Below are 15719 nucleotides of genomic sequence, written 5' to 3'. Positions count from 1 at the left end.
TAAAGTTCTCTTATTAATTTAAAGGAGAAACAATGAAAACAAAAATCGCTCTAGCAGCTTTACTAAGTGCGGCTGTGCTTTATGCACAAGATATGGTTATAAGTCCAGCTCAGCTTCCTAACAATGTGCAAAGCTTTTTAAATACACATTTTAAGGGTGTTAATATAGGACTTGCAAAAAAAGACCTAGATTCTTACGATATAACTTTGACAGATGGAACGGAGATTGATTTTATCATCAACGGAGAATGGAAAGAAGTCGATGGTAAATATAAGGCAATTCCGCTTGGCTTTTTACCTTCCACTCTTGTAGCAAAAGTCCAAATTAGTCAGCCAAACGCACAAATTTTCAAAGTCGAAAAGCAAATCAATGGCTACAAATTTAAATTTAATAATAATATAGAAGTTTATACAGACTTTAATGGTAATGTTTTAGGACAGAAATTTGACGATTAAACGTTAAAAAGGGAATTTAGTTTTTCTAAATTCCCTTGCATTATTTTGTGATTTTCCTCCACGCTCTTTTTTAAATCTACAAAAAAAGGATTTGCCAAACAAGCAATTAGGGCTTTTCCGTCTTTAGCAAAATAGCTTGAAAGTTCGAAATTTTTTCCCACCACTTTCTTATAAATTTGATTTTCATCGCCACCATTTAACACCTGCTTAGAAATCAAACAAATTCCGCAAAAAAAGCGTCCTAATTCATCTTTAAACTTTACATCATACAGGGTAAAACTCTTAAATTCTATCCCTTCTCCAGCTTGAAATTCTTTTAAATTTTCACTCAAATTAAGGCTTGCAAATTCCTTTTGCAAAATGGGTTTTTTAGGGAAATACGCCTTATGGTGCGTTAAAAAAAGCTTTAAAACATTAAATTCTAGCTCTTTTTTGGCTTTGATAAGTCTTTTACTAGTGAAGCGGTAAAAAAATACGCCCACAAAAATGGCACTAATTATAGCAATCATCACATCTTTAATAAAAACAAAAGTCAAAAAGCCCACAAGTAAGGCTTCAATGACGCTTAAGAATTTTAAAATTCCTAAGCGTTTTAAAATATATAGTCTTTGACTTTCTAAATTTGCCATTAAGACTTACTTTTTTCCATTCTCTTTCTTTGAGTTGGGTCAAGATAGCGTTTTCTTACACGTACATTAAGCGGTGTAACCTCGACAAGCTCATCTTCTTCTATCCACTCTAACGCCCTTTCAAGACTTAGTTTTCTAGGAGGGACAAGCTTAATCGCATCATCACTCCCGCTTGCTCTAACATTTGTTAAATTCTTACCTTTGATAGGATTAACATCAAGGTCGTTGCTGCGACTATGCTCACCTATAATCATACCTGTATAAACCTTAGTTTGTGGTTCGATGAAAAGCACACCTCTATCTTGCAGATTAAATAAAGAATAGCCCAAAGCCACGCCATTTTCCATACTAATCAAAGCACCATTCGCCCTTTTTTCCACTGCCCCGCTAAAAGGACGAAATTCTAAAAAACTATGATTCATCACACCCTCACCTTTAGTATCTGTTAAAAACTGACTTCTAAAGCCTATGAGTCCTCTAGCTGGAATTTCAAATTCAAGCCTTGTTTGTCCATCTCCTGTGGGCGACATCGTTTTCATTTCTGCCTTTCTTTTGCCTAGTTTTTCAATGACTGCCCCGCTAAATTCCTCCGGCACATCGATAACTAAATGCTCAAAAGGCTCTGTTTTAACGCCGTCTTCGTTTTTAACAATAACTTCAGGTCGCCCCATACAAAACTCAAAGCCCTCTCTACGCATATTTTCTGCTAAAATAGTGATTTGCAACTCACCCCTGCCGCTAACTTTAAATTTGCCCTCGCCACTACTTTCATATTTCATAGCGATGTTGGTTTTCATTTCTGCTTCTAGGCGTTCGGCGATTTTATTGGAGGTTACATGTTTGCCCTCTGTTCCTGCCAGAGGTCCGTCATTCACTGCAAAAACAATGCTTAAGGTCGGCTCTTCAATGTGAAGAGGGTCTAAAGGCATAGGATTGTTAGGACATACGACACTATCTCCTACATCTAAGGTTTCAAAACCTGCAATGGCAACTATATCTCCACTGCTTGCTTCCTCAATGTCCATTTTTTCTAAGCCCATAAAGCCTATGAGTTTTGAGACTCTACCATTAAGCTTTTCTCCGTCTGCTTTAACTAACATCACGGATTGATTTTTCTTCACTACGCCATTAAAAATCCTTGCTATGCCTATTTTGCCGACAAAATTATCATAACCTAGCGTGAAAACTTGAAGCTGGAGAGGATTTTGTTTATCTCCGCTTGGAGCAGGAACTCTTTCAAGGATTGTCTTAAAAAGTGGCTCCATATTATCACTTGTATCGTTTAAATCAAGTTTTGCATAGCCATTTTTAGCTGCCGCATAAACAATAGCAAAGTCAAGTTGCTCGTCATTTGCGTCCAAAGCGACAAAAAGGTCAAAAATTTCATTAATGACTCTTTCAGGGTCAGCTGCTGGTTTATCAATTTTATTAATCACAACTATGGGTTTTAAACCAAGCTGTAAAGCCTTTTTAACCACAAATTTAGTTTGCGGCATCACGCCTTCTTGCGCATCAACTAAAAGCAAAACGCCATCAATCATCTTTAAAACCCGCTCAACCTCACCACCAAAATCAGCGTGTCCGGGGGTATCGATAATATTGATCTTCGTGCCTTTATAATTAATGGCTGTGTTTTTAGAAAGTATGGTAATGCCTCTTTCTTTCTCTATATCATTACTATCCATAACGCGTTCTGCGATTTGCTCTCTCTCGCTAAAAGTGCCCGATTGCTTTAAAAGCTCATCAACCATAGTTGTTTTTCCGTGATCAACGTGGGCGATGACGGCGATATTTCTTATATTTTCCATTGTAACTCCCAAATCATTTAAAAGGGCGTATTATATAAAAACTTTGCTTAAAGATTGAAAATTTGCTTATAGCAAAGTTGGAACACTTTTTGCTTTTATAGCTACAAGACTTAATTTTGAAAGGATACAAAATGTCAAAACCACTTAACGAAGTGCTTTTAAGCGAAATTTTTAACGCAGAGTGTGAAGCAAGGGAAAGCGAAACATTGATGCAAGTTCTTAATTTACTAGAAATTTTAAAAAGTAAAAAAAATAATAAAATGGCACGAATTTCAGGCGAATTAAGCGAACTTTTAGACAATGAGAAAAATTTCAAAAAAATTTCAAAAGCAAAGGATTTAAACGAACTTTTAGATATTTTGGTGAATTTACAAAAAGATAAAATGATAAAAGTTTATGAAAATTCTTACTTAGAAAAAAAATTTCCAACCTTAACAAAGGATAATTTTTTAAAATAAACTAAGGATTAAAAATGTCAAATTTAGCCCCACAAAGCGAGATTTTAAATCTCGCCCCGAGTAAAACTAGCCAAACTTCTTTTAGTAAAACGATTAAAAATAATCCAAAGGAAGAAAAAGCTAGTGAAAATGAAAGGGAGAGCTTTTTAAATTCTTTACTTGCTTCCATTGAGGAGACAAATGAGCATTTGCCAACGCATATGAAGATAAGCGAAAGTGAAATTGTGGGTGAAGTGATGCAAAAATTACAAATCGGTAATTTTGATGAGGGAGATAAAATAAGTATTTTTGAATCTGCTCCTCTTATGCAAATTTTATCGGTGCTTGACAAATTAAAAACAGATCTTTCTAATGTCAAATTAGCCAATCTTGCAAATAATAATACCCTTTTACAACTCATCAAAAATGAAAACAATTTTAATGCTCTTAAAAATGCAAATAGCTTAGGAGAGCTTTTGAATTTGGCTAAAGATATGGGGCTTGAAGTTAGAGACATTAAGGTAGATAGACTGCTTGATTTAAAGGCAACTTTTCCAAATTTAGATAAAAAAGACTTTTTTAAGGGAGCTATCGATAATGTTTTTAAAGAAATTTTAAACAGCAAATTAGCACACATCGAAAAAAACTTAGATAAAAATTTGCACACGCAAAATAAAGCACCCATAAAAACAAATGAGGCAAATTCCTTACTTTCTAAAACTTTGCAAAATTTAGACTCTCTTATCAAAAAAGAAGATAAAACTCATCAGTTAGATAAAACTAAAAAAGAAAACGATGAGGAGATAGAAATAAAAACTCCTACAAAAACCAGTAAAAATGAAGTTTTAAATGAGCTTGTGGAAAAATTTTCACAAAAAACTAAAATCACAGAAAAAGAAACACAAAGCAAAGAAATTCCAACTTTTAAAGAAGAAATAAAAGAGCCAAATTTAGAACCTAAAAAAGAAAATTTTAAAACTCAAAAAGAAAATTTAAGCATTCAAAAAGAAAATTTTAAAACTCAAAAAGAAGATTTAAAAGAAACAGCACATTTAAGTAAAGAGCCTTTAAATAAAACTGATGAAAATGTCAATTTGCAAGAAAAAACTAAATCTCCCTTAAAAGAAGCTGTTTTAAATGCCACTTTGGGTAAAGAAACGCCAAGAGAAACTTTAAAAGAAACGCTTAATGTTAAAGATTTAATGCAAAAAGAATTCGCACAAAAAGAAATTAGTAAAGAAAGTCCTAAAGAAAATCCTAAAGAGATGAAATTAAATCATTCTAATGAGGGATTAAAAATCACAAGCGAAAATTTTACAAAAGTCGTGCAAAATAAAACAAATGAAAATCTTTTTAGTGAGCTTTTAAACAAAGAAACAAATAAAGAATTATTCACTAAAGAAAATAGCGAAAATACTACTAATACAGAAAAATCTAGCGTAGATGATTTAAATAATCTTGTCAAAGACTTAAGTAGGGTAAATCAAAATCAAAAAATCATTTCCCCAAAAGAAAGCTTACAATACTTTTCTAAAGATTTAAAAGAAGCGATGGAGCAGCAGTATAAAGCACCCATTACTAAACTAAGCATTACGCTTAATCCTTCAAATTTGGGTGAAGTTGAGGTAACTTTAGTGCAAAGAGGAACAAACCTTCACATTAATTTCAATTCAAATCATAATGCAATGAATTTATTTTTGCAACATCAAGCCGAATTTAAAAATTCTCTTGTAAATATGGGTTTTACAGGACTTGAAATGAATTTTAGCGAGCAGGGTAAAAAAGAGCAACACCAAGAAAAGAAATCAAAAACGCATTATTATGAAGAAAGCATTGAAGAAGAAAGTAATCCTAAAATTAATTTAGAACTTGTTTTAGCAAAATATTTCTAAAGTGGAACGATTTTTGCTTTTTTATACAAAAAGACTTTAAATAAGGAGCTTAAAATGACAACGGAATGGAATCCAAATTTAAACTGGCAAAATACACAAAGCAAACCAAACGGCACCACACAAAATAGTGGAAATAATTTAACTGCAGATCAAGGTAATCCCGGAGCTGTTTTAGATAAAGATGCCTTTTTAAAGCTTCTTTTAATCGAAATGCAGCATCAAGACCCAACCGATCCTATGGATAGCGATAAAATGCTTACTCAAACTTCGCAGTTAGCCGCACTTGAAATGCAGCAAAATACTAATAATACTATGCAGAAAATGGTGGCGACAATGGAAAAGCTTTCAAATGCTATGGGAACAAGCCAGAGTATAGGTGCTTTAGGGGCTATTGGTAAAATGGCTACTATCGCGGATAATAAAATTAAGCTAACAGGATCCGATGAAATCATCGCCCTTAAGATGTATTTACCAGAAGCAGCAAATAAAGATGGAATTACCCTGGAAGTCTATGATAAAGATAATAAGCTAGTTTATACAGAAAAAGCGAGCGAGGGCAAGGAAGTTTCAGCAGGACACTTTACTATGGAATGGCCGGGAAGAGATAACAATGGCGTTTATGCAGGCGATGGGGAATATACGGTTAAAATCGTCTATAATAATCAACAAGGTGAGAAAATAACAGCAAGCTATGGAACTTATCCTATTGAAGGGGTTGTTTTTAAAGAAGGAGTTGCTTATGCAAAAATGGCAGGACAAGAAGTGCCATTTGATGCCTTAGGGGAAATTACAGATTATAAATTTAGTCTGGGTTCTAATGGTTCAAACAATAATACAGGTGGAAACAGCGAAAAACCAGACACAGAAAAACCAGATAATAAACCAACAGAACCTGACACAAAACCCGAAGAAAAACCTAAGGCTTAAGCAATGATGGGTGCGTTTTATAATGGGATTAACGGAGTTAAATCCAGTGGTTTTGGTATTGACATTAGTGCGAATAATATAGCAAATGTCAATACCACAGGCTTTAAGTATTCCAATGCTGAATTTAAGGATATTTTTTATAGCACCATTACTTCACAATCAACCAACCCAGCTCAAGGAGGATATGGCTCGACGCAAGCTTCTTCAAAGCTAGTTTTCGAACAAGGCTCTCCTGTGGCAAGTGAGGGAGAATTTGATGTGGCTTTACAAGGTAAAGGTTTTTTTGGTGTTTTAGGTGCAGATGGTATGCCTTATTATACTAGAAATGGAGCTTTTAAACGCGATGCAAATGGCTACTTAGTCGATTCTTATGGGAATTTTGTGTTAGGCACGATGAATCCAGCCTTTCAGGGCATAACATATAGTGATAGGGTAGCGGGACTTATGGGGGATTATTTAAACACAGGAACACCCGTTAATAACGGCTTTACGGTAAATTCTAATGACAAATTTACTCTAGGCACCACAGGTTCGCAAGGGGCTTTACAAGTGCCTGTAAATATGTATCTTCCTCCAAAAGTTACGCAAAATGTGCAATGGAAGGGAAATTTAAATACCAACACAAAAACTGAAGTGGTAACCATCGATTTAAATCCTAATAATTTTAAGGTGGAAAAAACTGCGGATGGAAAATTTAAAGTCAGCGGAAGTGTAAGTAAAAATGAGGTTTTTAGTGCTAAAGAAAATGATAGAATTTTACTTAATTTCATCGATAAAGATGGGGTCAAACAAAGCTTTGAAGCGAGCTTGGATAAAGATTTAAATTTCGTCAGTAAAGAGCTTGACTTAAAAGGCTTAGATACTGACTCTATCAAGCTTGAATCCGCACAAATTAGCACAGAGCAAGAAAAGGCAAATAAAGACATCTTAGAAGCACCTATTTATAACGCAGATGGAAGCAAAAGCACACTAAGACTGACTTTGGAAAGAATTTTACCTCAAGTAGGTGATACTATGGTTTATAAAGTAAGCGCACAAATTTATAATGCTAAGGGCGAAGCAGTGGGAGAGCCGACCGAAGGAAGTATGACCTTTAATCAGCACGGAGCCTTGCTAAGTAATGACATTAAAAGCGTTAATAACCCAGAAGGAGGAACGATTAACATCGATTTAGGAACGCCTTATGACCCTAATATAGCGGGAAGTGGTTATAGTGGAATTTATGTCCAAGCAGGAAAAGAAAAAAATGTCATCACAAGGCACGACGGCATAGCGGAGGGCTTTTTTGAACAATATCGCATCGGTGATGGGGGCGATTTAATCGCTCAATTTAGCAACGGACAAAATGCCATAGTCGGCAAAATAGCTCTTTATAATTTCATCAATGAACAAGGCTTGATGGCTATGGGAGATAATATCTTCGCAGCCACAGGAAATAGTGGTGAGGCAAGTTTTATAATGAAAGATGGAGAAATTGTCAATACTGCCAAATTTAAGGGAGGCTTTTTGGAACAATCAAATGTCAATTTAAGTATGGAGCTTTCCAATTTAATCGTTACCCAAAAGGCTTTTGATGCAAGTTCTAAAAGCATCACTACAAGCGATCAAATGATACAAAAAGCCATTAATATGAAAAAATAAGTCCTAAAATAGGACTTATTGACACATAAAACCTTTTGTACTATAATTTTTTGATTCTCAAAAAAGAATTAAAATGAAAATCAAAAAGGATACAAAATGAAACAATACGAAACTTATCAATGTCAAAAGTGTGGCAATGAGGTTGAGGTGCAAAATGTAGGTGGTGGGACTTTGACTTGCTGTAATGAGCCTATGCAGTGCATTACGAAAGATTTGACTGCCGTGAATTTAATGAAAGCTTTCGCAGGCGAGTCAATGGCAAGAAATAAATATGATCTTTTTGCCGATATAGCAGAAGATGAGGGTTGGCACGCTGTGGCAAGGCATTTTAGAGAAGCTGCAGAAAATGAGAAATGGCACGCTAGAGCGCAGTTTAAAGCTTATCACGAATTAGTTGATGGTAAGGCTTTAGACATCACGACTAAAAATCTCGTTTGTGCTGCTGATGGGGAAAATTATGAACATACCATAATGTATCCTAATTTTGCAAAAATCGCAGAAGATGAGGGCAAAAAGGCTATCGCTAGGCTTTTTACAGCCATAGGTAAGGTAGAGATAGAACACGAAAGGGAGTATTTAGCCCTTAAAAAAATGCTTGAAGAAGAGGAATTTTTTAATAGCGAAGTTGAAGAATTGTGGGTTTGCGAAGTGTGCGGACATATTCATCGTGGCAAAAAAGCTCCAGCAGCCTGTCCTTTATGTAAAGCTCCAAGAGAGTATTTTAAAAGGGAATTTTTAGGCTAATGCTTGTTGGCATTGATGAGGCGGGGCGAGGGGCTTTAGCGGGACCTCTATTTATAGCGGCTTGTGAGCTTTTAAAGCCCCTTGATGAGCTTAAAGACTCTAAAAAACTTAATGAAAAAAAGCGTGAAAAGCTTTATAAAGAGATTATTTCAAACTCAAATTATCTAATCCTCGCCTTTTCAAATGCCCAAATTGACACGCTAGGACTTAGCAAGTGTTTGCAAAAAGGACTTGAAATCATTCATTTACATTTTGAAAATAAAAGAAAAATTTTTGATGGTAATACAAATTATGGTGTTTTAGGTATAGAAAATTTAATCAAAGCGGATAATCTTATCGCTGAGGTTAGTGCAGCTAGCATTTTGGCTAAGGTTAGCAGAGATAAGGTGATGGAATTTTTAGCCTTAAAATATCCACAATACGGCTTTGAAATTCATAAAGCCTACGGCACAAAAACGCATAAAGAAAGCATAGTAAAATACGGAACTTGTGAGCTTCATCGCTTAAGTTTTAAACTTATATAAAACCTTTAAACCCCATAAAGGCAAGATAAATTCCATATCCTATTATCAAAATGGACGCAAGAGCTGAAAAAATGTGGTTAAAACGCTCTTTAATATAATTTGAAACATAAGCAAAAAAAAGCAAAGAGGGCAGAGTAGAAACCCCAAAAATAAGCATAATTAAAGCAGAATCGATAATACTTGACTGACTTAAGGCACTAGCTAAGAAAAAATAAACCAAACCGCAAGGCACAAAACCATTACAAAAACCCAAAATAAAAGCACCCTTAAGGCCTTTAAAATAGATAGCTTTTTTAGCGAGTTTTGAGAAAAAAAGCTCCCACAAAATATTTCTTTCTAAAAAATTTAAAATCTGTCCTTTGAAAAATAAGGCTAAACCCAAAAGACTCACAAAAACACCCAAAACAAAAAAACTAAAACTTTGAATTTTTGCATTAAAAGCAAGTAAAGAGCCAAATATACCGCATAAAATTCCAAGCAAAACATAAGCAAAAATACGCGATAAATGATAAGATAAATTTAATAAAAAAGGATTTTTAGCTCTAGAGCTTATCTTTAAAAAGGCAAGGTTAAAGCCCCCGCACATCGCGTAGCAATGGCTAAAACTTGATAAAAATGCTATGGATATAATGCTAATGATTTCACTCAAAGTAAATTCGCAAATTCTTTAAAGATATATTTACTTTCGTGAGGACCTGAGGAGCTTTCAGGGTGATGCTGCACGGAAATGATAGGATAGTCTTTATATCTTACTCCCTCAACATTATCGCCAAATAAATTTCTATGCGTGATAAAAGCGATCTTACAAAGCTCTTCTGGGACATTGTAATTATGATTTTGAGCGGTGATTTCAACCTTTTTATTTTCTAAATTAATGACGGGGTGATTTGCTCCGTGCTGACCAAATTTCATTTTATAAGTTTCATAACCAAAAGCATTGCTTAAAAGCTGATGTCCCAAACAAATACCAAGCATAGGCACTTTAGCTTCGGCTAATTTTTTGATTTCCGCAATTTCATCTTTTAAAATTTTAGGCTCACCCGGACCATTTGAAAGAAAAACGCCGTGAATTTCACCCTTTTTAAAAAGAGTGATTAAATCCTGTGCTTTGACATCGTAAGGAAAAACCTCCACCGCCAAATTTGCATCTACAAGCTCATTTAAAATATTTTTTTTGACACCATAATCAATGACAGCAACTTTTTTTTGCGATTTTTTAGGTTTATCATAGGTTTTGCCGTTCCATACGCCCTGCTCGTGTTTGTAAGGCTTTTTAGTTGAAACTTCTTTAACGAAATTAATCTCATCAATCTTTTTACTTGCCAAAAGCCTTTCTTTAAGCTCTTCTTTGCTTGCAATTTCTGTTGAAACAATAGCTCTTAAATTTCCGCTATCGCGTATGAGTTTAACTAAAAAACGCGTATCTATGTCGTAAATTCCTATTTTTTGATGTTTTTTAAGATAAGTTTCTAAGCTTTCTTTTGCTCTGTAATTTGAAAATGTGGGACTAAACTCACGCACAAAAATTCCACTTGCAAAAACTTCTTTACTCTCATTATCGTCCTCATTTGTGCCGACTATGCCGATTTCTGGCATAGAAAAGACTATAAATTGCCCCGCATAAGAGGGGTCTGAGATGATTTCTTGATAACCACTCATTGAAGTATTAAAGACAAGCTCTCCCAAAAAGGTCCCCCCATAGCCAAAAGCCCTAGCACTTAAAAAAACATCATTTTCTAAATAAATATAAGCTTTCAAAACATACCCTTTTTTCTAAGCTCTTCTTGGTAAAGTTTTTCAAAGATGAGTTCATATTCTTCACTTCCTGGCACAGGCTTATTTTTATAATTGCTAATCTTATCATAAACCTCATCTTCAAGCTTTTCATAAATTCTTAAATAATCCTCAATACTTGAAAAAATTAGATTTTTGACCCTATTTTCACTCACGATAAAATTAATATAATCATTTTCGACAAGTGCATTTAAAATTTGGTGAGAAAGACGACTATGTCTTTCTTCTTTATCTAAAATCACATCGTATTCAGCAGCCAACTTTCGCTTCACAAGCCAAAACATATTTTTTCTATCGACTTGCATAAGTTCCATTTCATCTTCTTGCTTTTCAAGCAATTCTCTCGCTCTTTCATCTAATTTTTTTTCTTTATTTAAATCCTCTTCTAAAATATTTTTTACGCATAAATTCAACTTTTCTAGCTGGTCTTTAATCTCTATAAAAGAAGATTGGCTAATATCGAGCATAATTTTATTGGCTATATAGGGGATATGTGGGAATTTGATACGCATTTTTAAACCTTTATTTTTAATTTGAAATGATAGCTTATTTTCGGTAAAAAATGGTAATAAAAGCCTTAATTACTTGCGTTATTTTCTGTAGTATTGTCGCCCTTATCTTCCTCTTTTTTATCTAAATTTTGCAATAGTAAGGTTAGCTCACTAGCCTTTTGTGGCTGCATTTTAGAAAGTATGCCCGAAATTTTTCTAGACTCTAAGGAAAGCATTATCTTGCTTGCTTCTTCTGCGTCCATTTGACTTAAAACATCTGCTACGGCTGTGTCTTTCATTTGAGAATAAATTTCTTTAATGCGACCTTCTGTTTTGCTATTGATAGAATTTAAAATTTCCTCATTTTGCTTTAAAAGCCTTTCATTTTCCTCTCTTAAACTTTCAATTTTAGCTAAAGTCGCATTAACCTCAGCTTCTTTTTGATTTAAGGCATCTATTTTTTCTTTTTGTAAGCTCTCAAAAGAAGCCTTATAAGCCTCCAAAGCCTGTCTTGCCTCATCAAATTCGCGTGTTTGAATTTCTAATTCACCCTTTCTTGATTCAAAATATTGTTGGCAATCCTCCGCAAAAACAGCTCCAAAAAATAATGCCAAAATTACAATTTTTTTATTCATTTTTTTCCTTTTTAAAAAAACGGCTAACCGCAAGTTCGTCAAGGAATTTTTCCTCAGCCTTTTGCATAGCCTTTTGCATAACCTTAAGCTCTTCACTTTGTAAATATTTCATTTTTTCATAATCCAAATGTGCTTTTTGATATAAAAACTGATAATGATTAATCTCTTTATGAGAAAGCTCCACTTTTTCCTTAGCTCTAGCCAAAGCTTCTCTTGCAACGCCCTCCATAAAAACATTTGCCCTTAATTCTTCGCTAGAAATTTGACCCTTTAAAGAACCTAAATTTAACAACTCCTGCTGTGCTAATCCCAAAAGCTTCTCATTTTCTTTTTGTCTTTGCAAGGCGGCATTTAAATCCGTTTGTGCCTTGTCAAGCTGCTGCTTTTTAACTTTGATAACGGCGTTAAATTTGCTTTTCATAAAATGATAGTATCATCTCTTTCCGCACTTGTAGAAATGAGTTTGACTTTTACGCCGACTAATTCTTCAAGCCTAGCAATGTATTTTTTAGCATTTTGTGGAAGAAGGTCATAGTCCCGTATCCCAAAGACCTTATCCCAGCCTTCCATCTCCTCATAAATAGGCTTTACCTTATCCAAATCGCTTGGCATATAGTCAATTTCCCTGCCCTCATATTCATAAGCACGGCAAATTTTAATTCGCTCAAAGCCGTCTAAAACATCAAGTTTCATCAAGGCTAAGTGATCAAGCCCATTAAGCCTTGCTGTATATCTTACTGCCACAGCATCAAACCAACCACATCTTCTTTTACGCCCAGTGCTAACGCCTATTTCCTTACCTATCCTTGCGATTTTCTCTCCCTCTTCGCCCTTATCCTCACTAGGAAAAGCTCCATTTCCCACCCTAGTCGCATAAGCTTTAACTATACCCGTGATAGAACCAGCCTCCTTAGGATTTAGTCCAAGCCCCGTTAAAGCACCTGCTGAAATGGTATTTGAGCTTGTTACAAAAGGATAAGTTCCGTGGTCGATGTCTAGCATAGAACCTTGCGCTCCCTCTAAAAGCACTCTTTTATCTTCATCTAATGCCCTCCAAAGCAATCTTGTCGTATCGGTAATATAAGGCGTTAAAATTTCACTAAAACGCTTTAAATCAACCAAAAGTTCATCTTGATTTGGAATTTCCACACCCAAAAATTCCAAAAAAGTTTGATTATTTTCAAAATCTCTCATTAAATTTTCACATAATTTTTCAGGCTCTAAAAGCTCGGCAACTCTGTGTCCTACACGATTAATCTTATCCGCATAGCTAGGTCCTATGCCCTTACCTGTCGTGCCTATGGCATTTTTACCCTTGAGTTTTTCTTTTGCTATATCTATTAAAGAATGGTGTTTTAAATTTAAATGTGCTCTATCACTGATGTAAAGTCGCCCCTTAAGATTATCAAATTGTGCCATTTCAGCGATTAGAACTTCAGGTGAAACAACCACGCCATTTCCTATGATGTTAATGCAGTTTTGATGTAAAACGCCTGAGGGCATTAAGTGAAGTGCGTAGCGGACTCCATTGACCCAAATTGTATGTCCGGCATTATGCCCTCCCGCACTTCTGCAAACAAAATCATAATTTTCACATAATTTATCAACTACCTTGCCTTTACCCTCATCACCCCATTGAATTCCTACGACTATATCAGCCTTACTCATCGTTTTCCTTTTTTATGGCGAGAAGATGAGAGAATCGAACTCCCCAAAGAATAGCCAGCTACCCTTTCATCTGATTTGAAGTCAGTGGCGCTCACCAGAGTCGCTTATCTTCCGCTTTGATTATAGCATTTTAAGTCAATTTTACAAAATAAGTGCTTATGATGCCTTTTTTTGTTAGAGCTAAAGAACGCATAATTTTATGCCAACATTTTGTATTGCCACGCCAAGCTTTTTTGTGCTGTTCGCCTTTTGGATATTTATCATTAAAGCTATATTCCATTAAATGCAAATCCCCCCCCCCCCACTCTAACTCAACTCGCTTTATATCCTTGCAATTTGCATCGTGGCGGATATTAATGAGAGTGTATTTTGCGTGATGAAAAAATTGCATTTGTTTTAAAAATTTTTCAAATTCTGCATAATCATCTTGCCTACAAGAAATAAAACAAATATGCCTAGAGGCTTTAATGTGGCGTTTTAAATTTTCAAATCTTCTTCTTTTTTGCGTGATAAAACGCTCATAGCCCTGCTCTAAACTCTCCTCAAAAGAAAAATCGTGCATAGAACGCATTCCGTTTTGTCTATCTCTTATCCAACGCTTATTTGTCGTGCTAGGAACTTCTTCATAATCCTTGAAAAAATTTGCAAAATCGTCCTCAAAACACTGACTAATATCCTCCAAAGTATAAAGTCCTAGCCAGTCAAAGGGAGAAGAAAAAGTGCGTAATCTAAATTTTTTCAAATAAAACGCCACCTTACAACCTAAACCAACGCTAATGAAGACATCGGCTCTAAATCTTGTGCGGCGTTTAAAAAAAGACAAAAAATTAAACACCTAAATCAGGCTTCATCTCCAAAATTTTCCAAGGAAGTCCTTGAGTGTTTAACTCGTCCATAAAAGCTTTGGCGTCGAATTCCTCCATATTTTTAACTCCCACTCCACTCCAAATTCCACGCGCTATAAGTTTTGCACCTATCATCGCTGGAACTCCTGTGGTATAACTCACTGCTTGTGCCCCTGTTTCTTTAAAGCATTCTTCGTGATTGCAAACATTATAGATATAAACTTGTCTATCTTTGCCGTCCTTAACGCCTCTTATCACGCAACCTATATTCGTATAACCCTTTGTTCTTTCTCCAAGCGATGCTGGGTCTGGTAAAAGGGTCTTAAGAAATTCGATAGGAATGATTTCTTGTCCCTTATGTTTAATAGGCTTAATGCCTAGCATACCGACATTTTCAAGGCATTTCATATGAGTGAGATAGCTTTGTCCAAAGGTCATAAAAAAACGAATTCTTTTCAAACTTGGGATATTTTTAACCAAACTTTCAAGCTCCTCGTGATAAAGCAAATAACTATCTTTCACGCCCACTTCAGGGTAATCCCACTCTATTTTTATCTCCATAGGCTCTGTTTCTATCCACTGCCCATTTTCAAAATATCGCCCCTTAGCTGAAACTTCTCTAAGGTTGATTTCTGGGTTAAAATTGGTCGCAAAAGGGTAGCCGTGATCCCCTGCATTACAATCTAAAATATCAATATAGTGAATTTCATCAAATAAATTTTGCTTTGCATAAGCACAAAAAACATTCGTTACCCCCGGGTCAAACCCACTGCCTAAAAGCCCTAAAATCCCCGCTTTTTTAAAGCTTTCATCTTTTGCCCATTGTTCTTTATATTCAAATTTAGCTAGGTCTGGGTGCTCATAATTTGCTGTATCAATATAGTGAATTCCTGTTTTCAAACAAGCGTCCATTAGGCTTAAATCCTGATAGGGCAGAGCAAGATTAAGTAAAATTTCTGCCCCCGTTTTTTGGATTAGGGCAACCACAGCTTCGACATTATCCGCATCAACTTCTGCCGTCTCCACACCCACGCCCAAACGATCTTTGATAAAAGAAGCTATGGCATCGCATTTACTCTTTGTCCTACTTGCGAGGGTGATTTTAGTGAAAACATCGCTATTCATCGCACATTTCACACTTGCAACCCTACTAACTCCGCCCGCACCGATAATGAGAAGATTTGCCATTTTATATCCTTAAATTCAATTTTTGCTTATTGTAGCAAATT

General features: G+C 35.3%; 17 protein-coding genes and 1 tRNA gene. 7 read left to right on the top strand and 11 right to left on the bottom strand.

All coding sequences use genetic code 11. The features are described 5' to 3' along the window. Positions 1-32 precede the first annotated feature (32 nt). Positions 33-455, top strand: coding sequence for a PepSY-like domain-containing protein (locus CVULP_RS00620; protein ID WP_099462427.1), 423 nt, complete (start codon positions 33-35; stop codon positions 453-455). On the opposite strand, the gene CVULP_RS00615 is transcribed toward CVULP_RS00620, so the two are convergent. Together CVULP_RS00615 and typA are read right to left on the bottom strand one after the other, a co-directional pair. Further along, on the bottom strand, positions 452-1084 hold the full coding sequence (locus CVULP_RS00615) for a poly(A) polymerase (protein WP_099506901.1): 633 nt from the start codon (positions 1082-1084) through the stop codon (positions 452-454). The two genes, CVULP_RS00620 and CVULP_RS00615, sit on opposite strands and share 4 nt — an antisense overlap. Then, positions 1084-2892: a translational GTPase TypA gene (typA, locus tag CVULP_RS00610; RefSeq protein ID WP_099462423.1), complete on the bottom strand. Its 1809-nt coding sequence runs from the start codon at positions 2890-2892 to the stop codon at positions 1084-1086. The genes CVULP_RS00615 and typA overlap by 1 nt, the downstream gene beginning before the upstream one ends. Before the next feature lie 131 nt (positions 2893-3023). Here typA and CVULP_RS00605 point away from each other — a divergent pair, with 131 nt between their 5' ends. From CVULP_RS00605 to CVULP_RS00580, 6 genes are all read left to right on the top strand, one after another. Next, entirely contained in the window at positions 3024-3350 is a 327-nt protein-coding gene (locus tag CVULP_RS00605; RefSeq protein WP_099506902.1) for a hypothetical protein, read from the top strand. Between the two features lie 14 nt (positions 3351-3364). Continuing rightward, on the top strand, positions 3365-5221 hold the full coding sequence (locus CVULP_RS00600) for a flagellar hook-length control protein FliK (protein WP_099506903.1): 1857 nt from the start codon (positions 3365-3367) through the stop codon (positions 5219-5221). Between the two features lie 54 nt (positions 5222-5275). Beyond that, positions 5276-6148: a flagellar basal body rod modification protein gene (locus tag CVULP_RS00595; protein ID WP_099462417.1), complete on the top strand. Its 873-nt coding sequence runs from the start codon at positions 5276-5278 to the stop codon at positions 6146-6148. Positions 6149-6151: 3 nt separating this feature from the next. Further along, positions 6152-7789: a flagellar hook-basal body complex protein gene (locus CVULP_RS00590; RefSeq protein WP_099462414.1), complete on the top strand. Its 1638-nt coding sequence runs from the start codon at positions 6152-6154 to the stop codon at positions 7787-7789. 96 nt (positions 7790-7885) lie between these two features. Beyond that, positions 7886-8533: a ferritin family protein gene (locus CVULP_RS00585; RefSeq protein WP_099462412.1), complete on the top strand. Its 648-nt coding sequence runs from the start codon at positions 7886-7888 to the stop codon at positions 8531-8533. After that, the gene (locus CVULP_RS00580) at positions 8533-9057 is read left to right on the top strand and encodes a ribonuclease HII (RefSeq protein WP_099506904.1); all 525 of its coding nucleotides are present in this window, start codon (positions 8533-8535) and stop codon (positions 9055-9057) included. The genes CVULP_RS00585 and CVULP_RS00580 overlap by 1 nt, the downstream gene beginning before the upstream one ends. Here the strand turns inward: CVULP_RS00580 and CVULP_RS00575 are convergent. The 9 genes from CVULP_RS00575 to CVULP_RS00535 form a co-directional block, all read right to left on the bottom strand. Beyond that, a complete protein-coding gene (locus CVULP_RS00575) occupies positions 9050-9706 on the bottom strand; it encodes a sulfite exporter TauE/SafE family protein (RefSeq protein ID WP_099506905.1) in 657 nt (218 codons plus the stop codon). The genes CVULP_RS00580 and CVULP_RS00575 overlap by 8 nt on opposite strands. Next, positions 9703-10815: a glutamine-hydrolyzing carbamoyl-phosphate synthase small subunit gene (gene carA / locus CVULP_RS00570; RefSeq protein ID WP_099462405.1), complete on the bottom strand. Its 1113-nt coding sequence runs from the start codon at positions 10813-10815 to the stop codon at positions 9703-9705. Before carA ends, CVULP_RS00575 begins: the two co-directional genes overlap by 4 nt. Beyond that, positions 10812-11363: a DUF507 family protein gene (locus tag CVULP_RS00565; protein WP_099462403.1), complete on the bottom strand. Its 552-nt coding sequence runs from the start codon at positions 11361-11363 to the stop codon at positions 10812-10814. Before CVULP_RS00565 ends, carA begins: the two co-directional genes overlap by 4 nt. 65 nt (positions 11364-11428) lie before the next feature. Next, complete coding sequence (locus CVULP_RS00560; RefSeq protein WP_099462401.1) at positions 11429-11977, bottom strand: MotE family protein; 549 nt, start codon at positions 11975-11977, stop codon at positions 11429-11431. Continuing rightward, the gene (locus CVULP_RS00555; RefSeq protein WP_099462399.1) at positions 11970-12398 is read right to left on the bottom strand and encodes a flagellar export protein FliJ; all 429 of its coding nucleotides are present in this window, start codon (positions 12396-12398) and stop codon (positions 11970-11972) included. The genes CVULP_RS00560 and CVULP_RS00555 overlap by 8 nt, the downstream gene beginning before the upstream one ends. Next, complete coding sequence (locus CVULP_RS00550) at positions 12395-13645, bottom strand: adenylosuccinate synthase (RefSeq protein WP_099506906.1); 1251 nt, start codon at positions 13643-13645, stop codon at positions 12395-12397. The genes CVULP_RS00555 and CVULP_RS00550 overlap by 4 nt, the downstream gene beginning before the upstream one ends. 15 nt (positions 13646-13660) lie before the next feature. Further along, a tRNA-Sec gene (locus CVULP_RS00545) sits at positions 13661-13758 on the bottom strand. A 17-nt stretch (positions 13759-13775) separates the two neighbouring features. Next, positions 13776-14468 carry a DUF1796 family putative cysteine peptidase gene (locus tag CVULP_RS00540; protein WP_215729090.1) on the bottom strand — a complete coding sequence of 231 codons (693 nt, stop codon included), beginning with the start codon at positions 14466-14468 and terminating at the stop codon, positions 13776-13778. A gap of 4 nt (positions 14469-14472) precedes the next feature. Continuing rightward, positions 14473-15678 (bottom strand): saccharopine dehydrogenase family protein, encoded by a 1206-nt coding sequence (locus CVULP_RS00535; protein ID WP_099506908.1) that lies wholly within the window; start codon positions 15676-15678, stop codon positions 14473-14475. Positions 15679-15719: the final 41 nt, after the last annotated feature.

Source organism: Campylobacter vulpis (assembly GCF_014217995.1).
In the GTDB taxonomy this organism is placed as follows: Bacteria; Campylobacterota; Campylobacteria; order Campylobacterales; family Campylobacteraceae; genus Campylobacter_D; species Campylobacter_D vulpis.
The sequence above is the reverse complement of the archived record's forward strand: the minus strand, read 5'-3'. Positions and strand labels throughout refer to the sequence as shown.

Excerpts from the sequence above, each read along its gene's own strand:
- CVULP_RS00550 (WP_099506906.1), bottom strand. The coding sequence starts at position 13,645 with ATGAGTAAGGCTGATATAGTCGTAGGAATTCAATGGGGTGATGAGGGT.
- CVULP_RS00580 (WP_099506904.1), top strand. The coding sequence starts at position 8,533 with ATGCTTGTTGGCATTGATGAGGCGGGGCGAGGGGCTTTAGCGGGACCT.
- CVULP_RS00585 (WP_099462412.1), top strand. The coding sequence starts at position 7,886 with ATGAAACAATACGAAACTTATCAATGTCAAAAGTGTGGCAATGAGGTT.
- CVULP_RS00600 (WP_099506903.1), top strand. The coding sequence starts at position 3,365 with ATGTCAAATTTAGCCCCACAAAGCGAGATTTTAAATCTCGCCCCGAGT.
- CVULP_RS00590 (WP_099462414.1), top strand. The coding sequence starts at position 6,152 with ATGATGGGTGCGTTTTATAATGGGATTAACGGAGTTAAATCCAGTGGT.
- typA (WP_099462423.1), bottom strand. The coding sequence starts at position 2,892 with ATGGAAAATATAAGAAATATCGCCGTCATCGCCCACGTTGATCACGGA.
- CVULP_RS00535 (WP_099506908.1), bottom strand. The coding sequence starts at position 15,678 with ATGGCAAATCTTCTCATTATCGGTGCGGGCGGAGTTAGTAGGGTTGCA.
- CVULP_RS00565 (WP_099462403.1), bottom strand. The coding sequence starts at position 11,363 with ATGCGTATCAAATTCCCACATATCCCCTATATAGCCAATAAAATTATG.
- CVULP_RS00555 (WP_099462399.1), bottom strand. The coding sequence starts at position 12,398 with ATGAAAAGCAAATTTAACGCCGTTATCAAAGTTAAAAAGCAGCAGCTT.
- CVULP_RS00615 (WP_099506901.1), bottom strand. The coding sequence starts at position 1,084 with ATGGCAAATTTAGAAAGTCAAAGACTATATATTTTAAAACGCTTAGGA.
- CVULP_RS00560 (WP_099462401.1), bottom strand. The coding sequence starts at position 11,977 with ATGAATAAAAAAATTGTAATTTTGGCATTATTTTTTGGAGCTGTTTTT.
- CVULP_RS00605 (WP_099506902.1), top strand. The coding sequence starts at position 3,024 with ATGTCAAAACCACTTAACGAAGTGCTTTTAAGCGAAATTTTTAACGCA.
- CVULP_RS00620 (WP_099462427.1), top strand. The coding sequence starts at position 33 with ATGAAAACAAAAATCGCTCTAGCAGCTTTACTAAGTGCGGCTGTGCTT.
- CVULP_RS00595 (WP_099462417.1), top strand. The coding sequence starts at position 5,276 with ATGACAACGGAATGGAATCCAAATTTAAACTGGCAAAATACACAAAGC.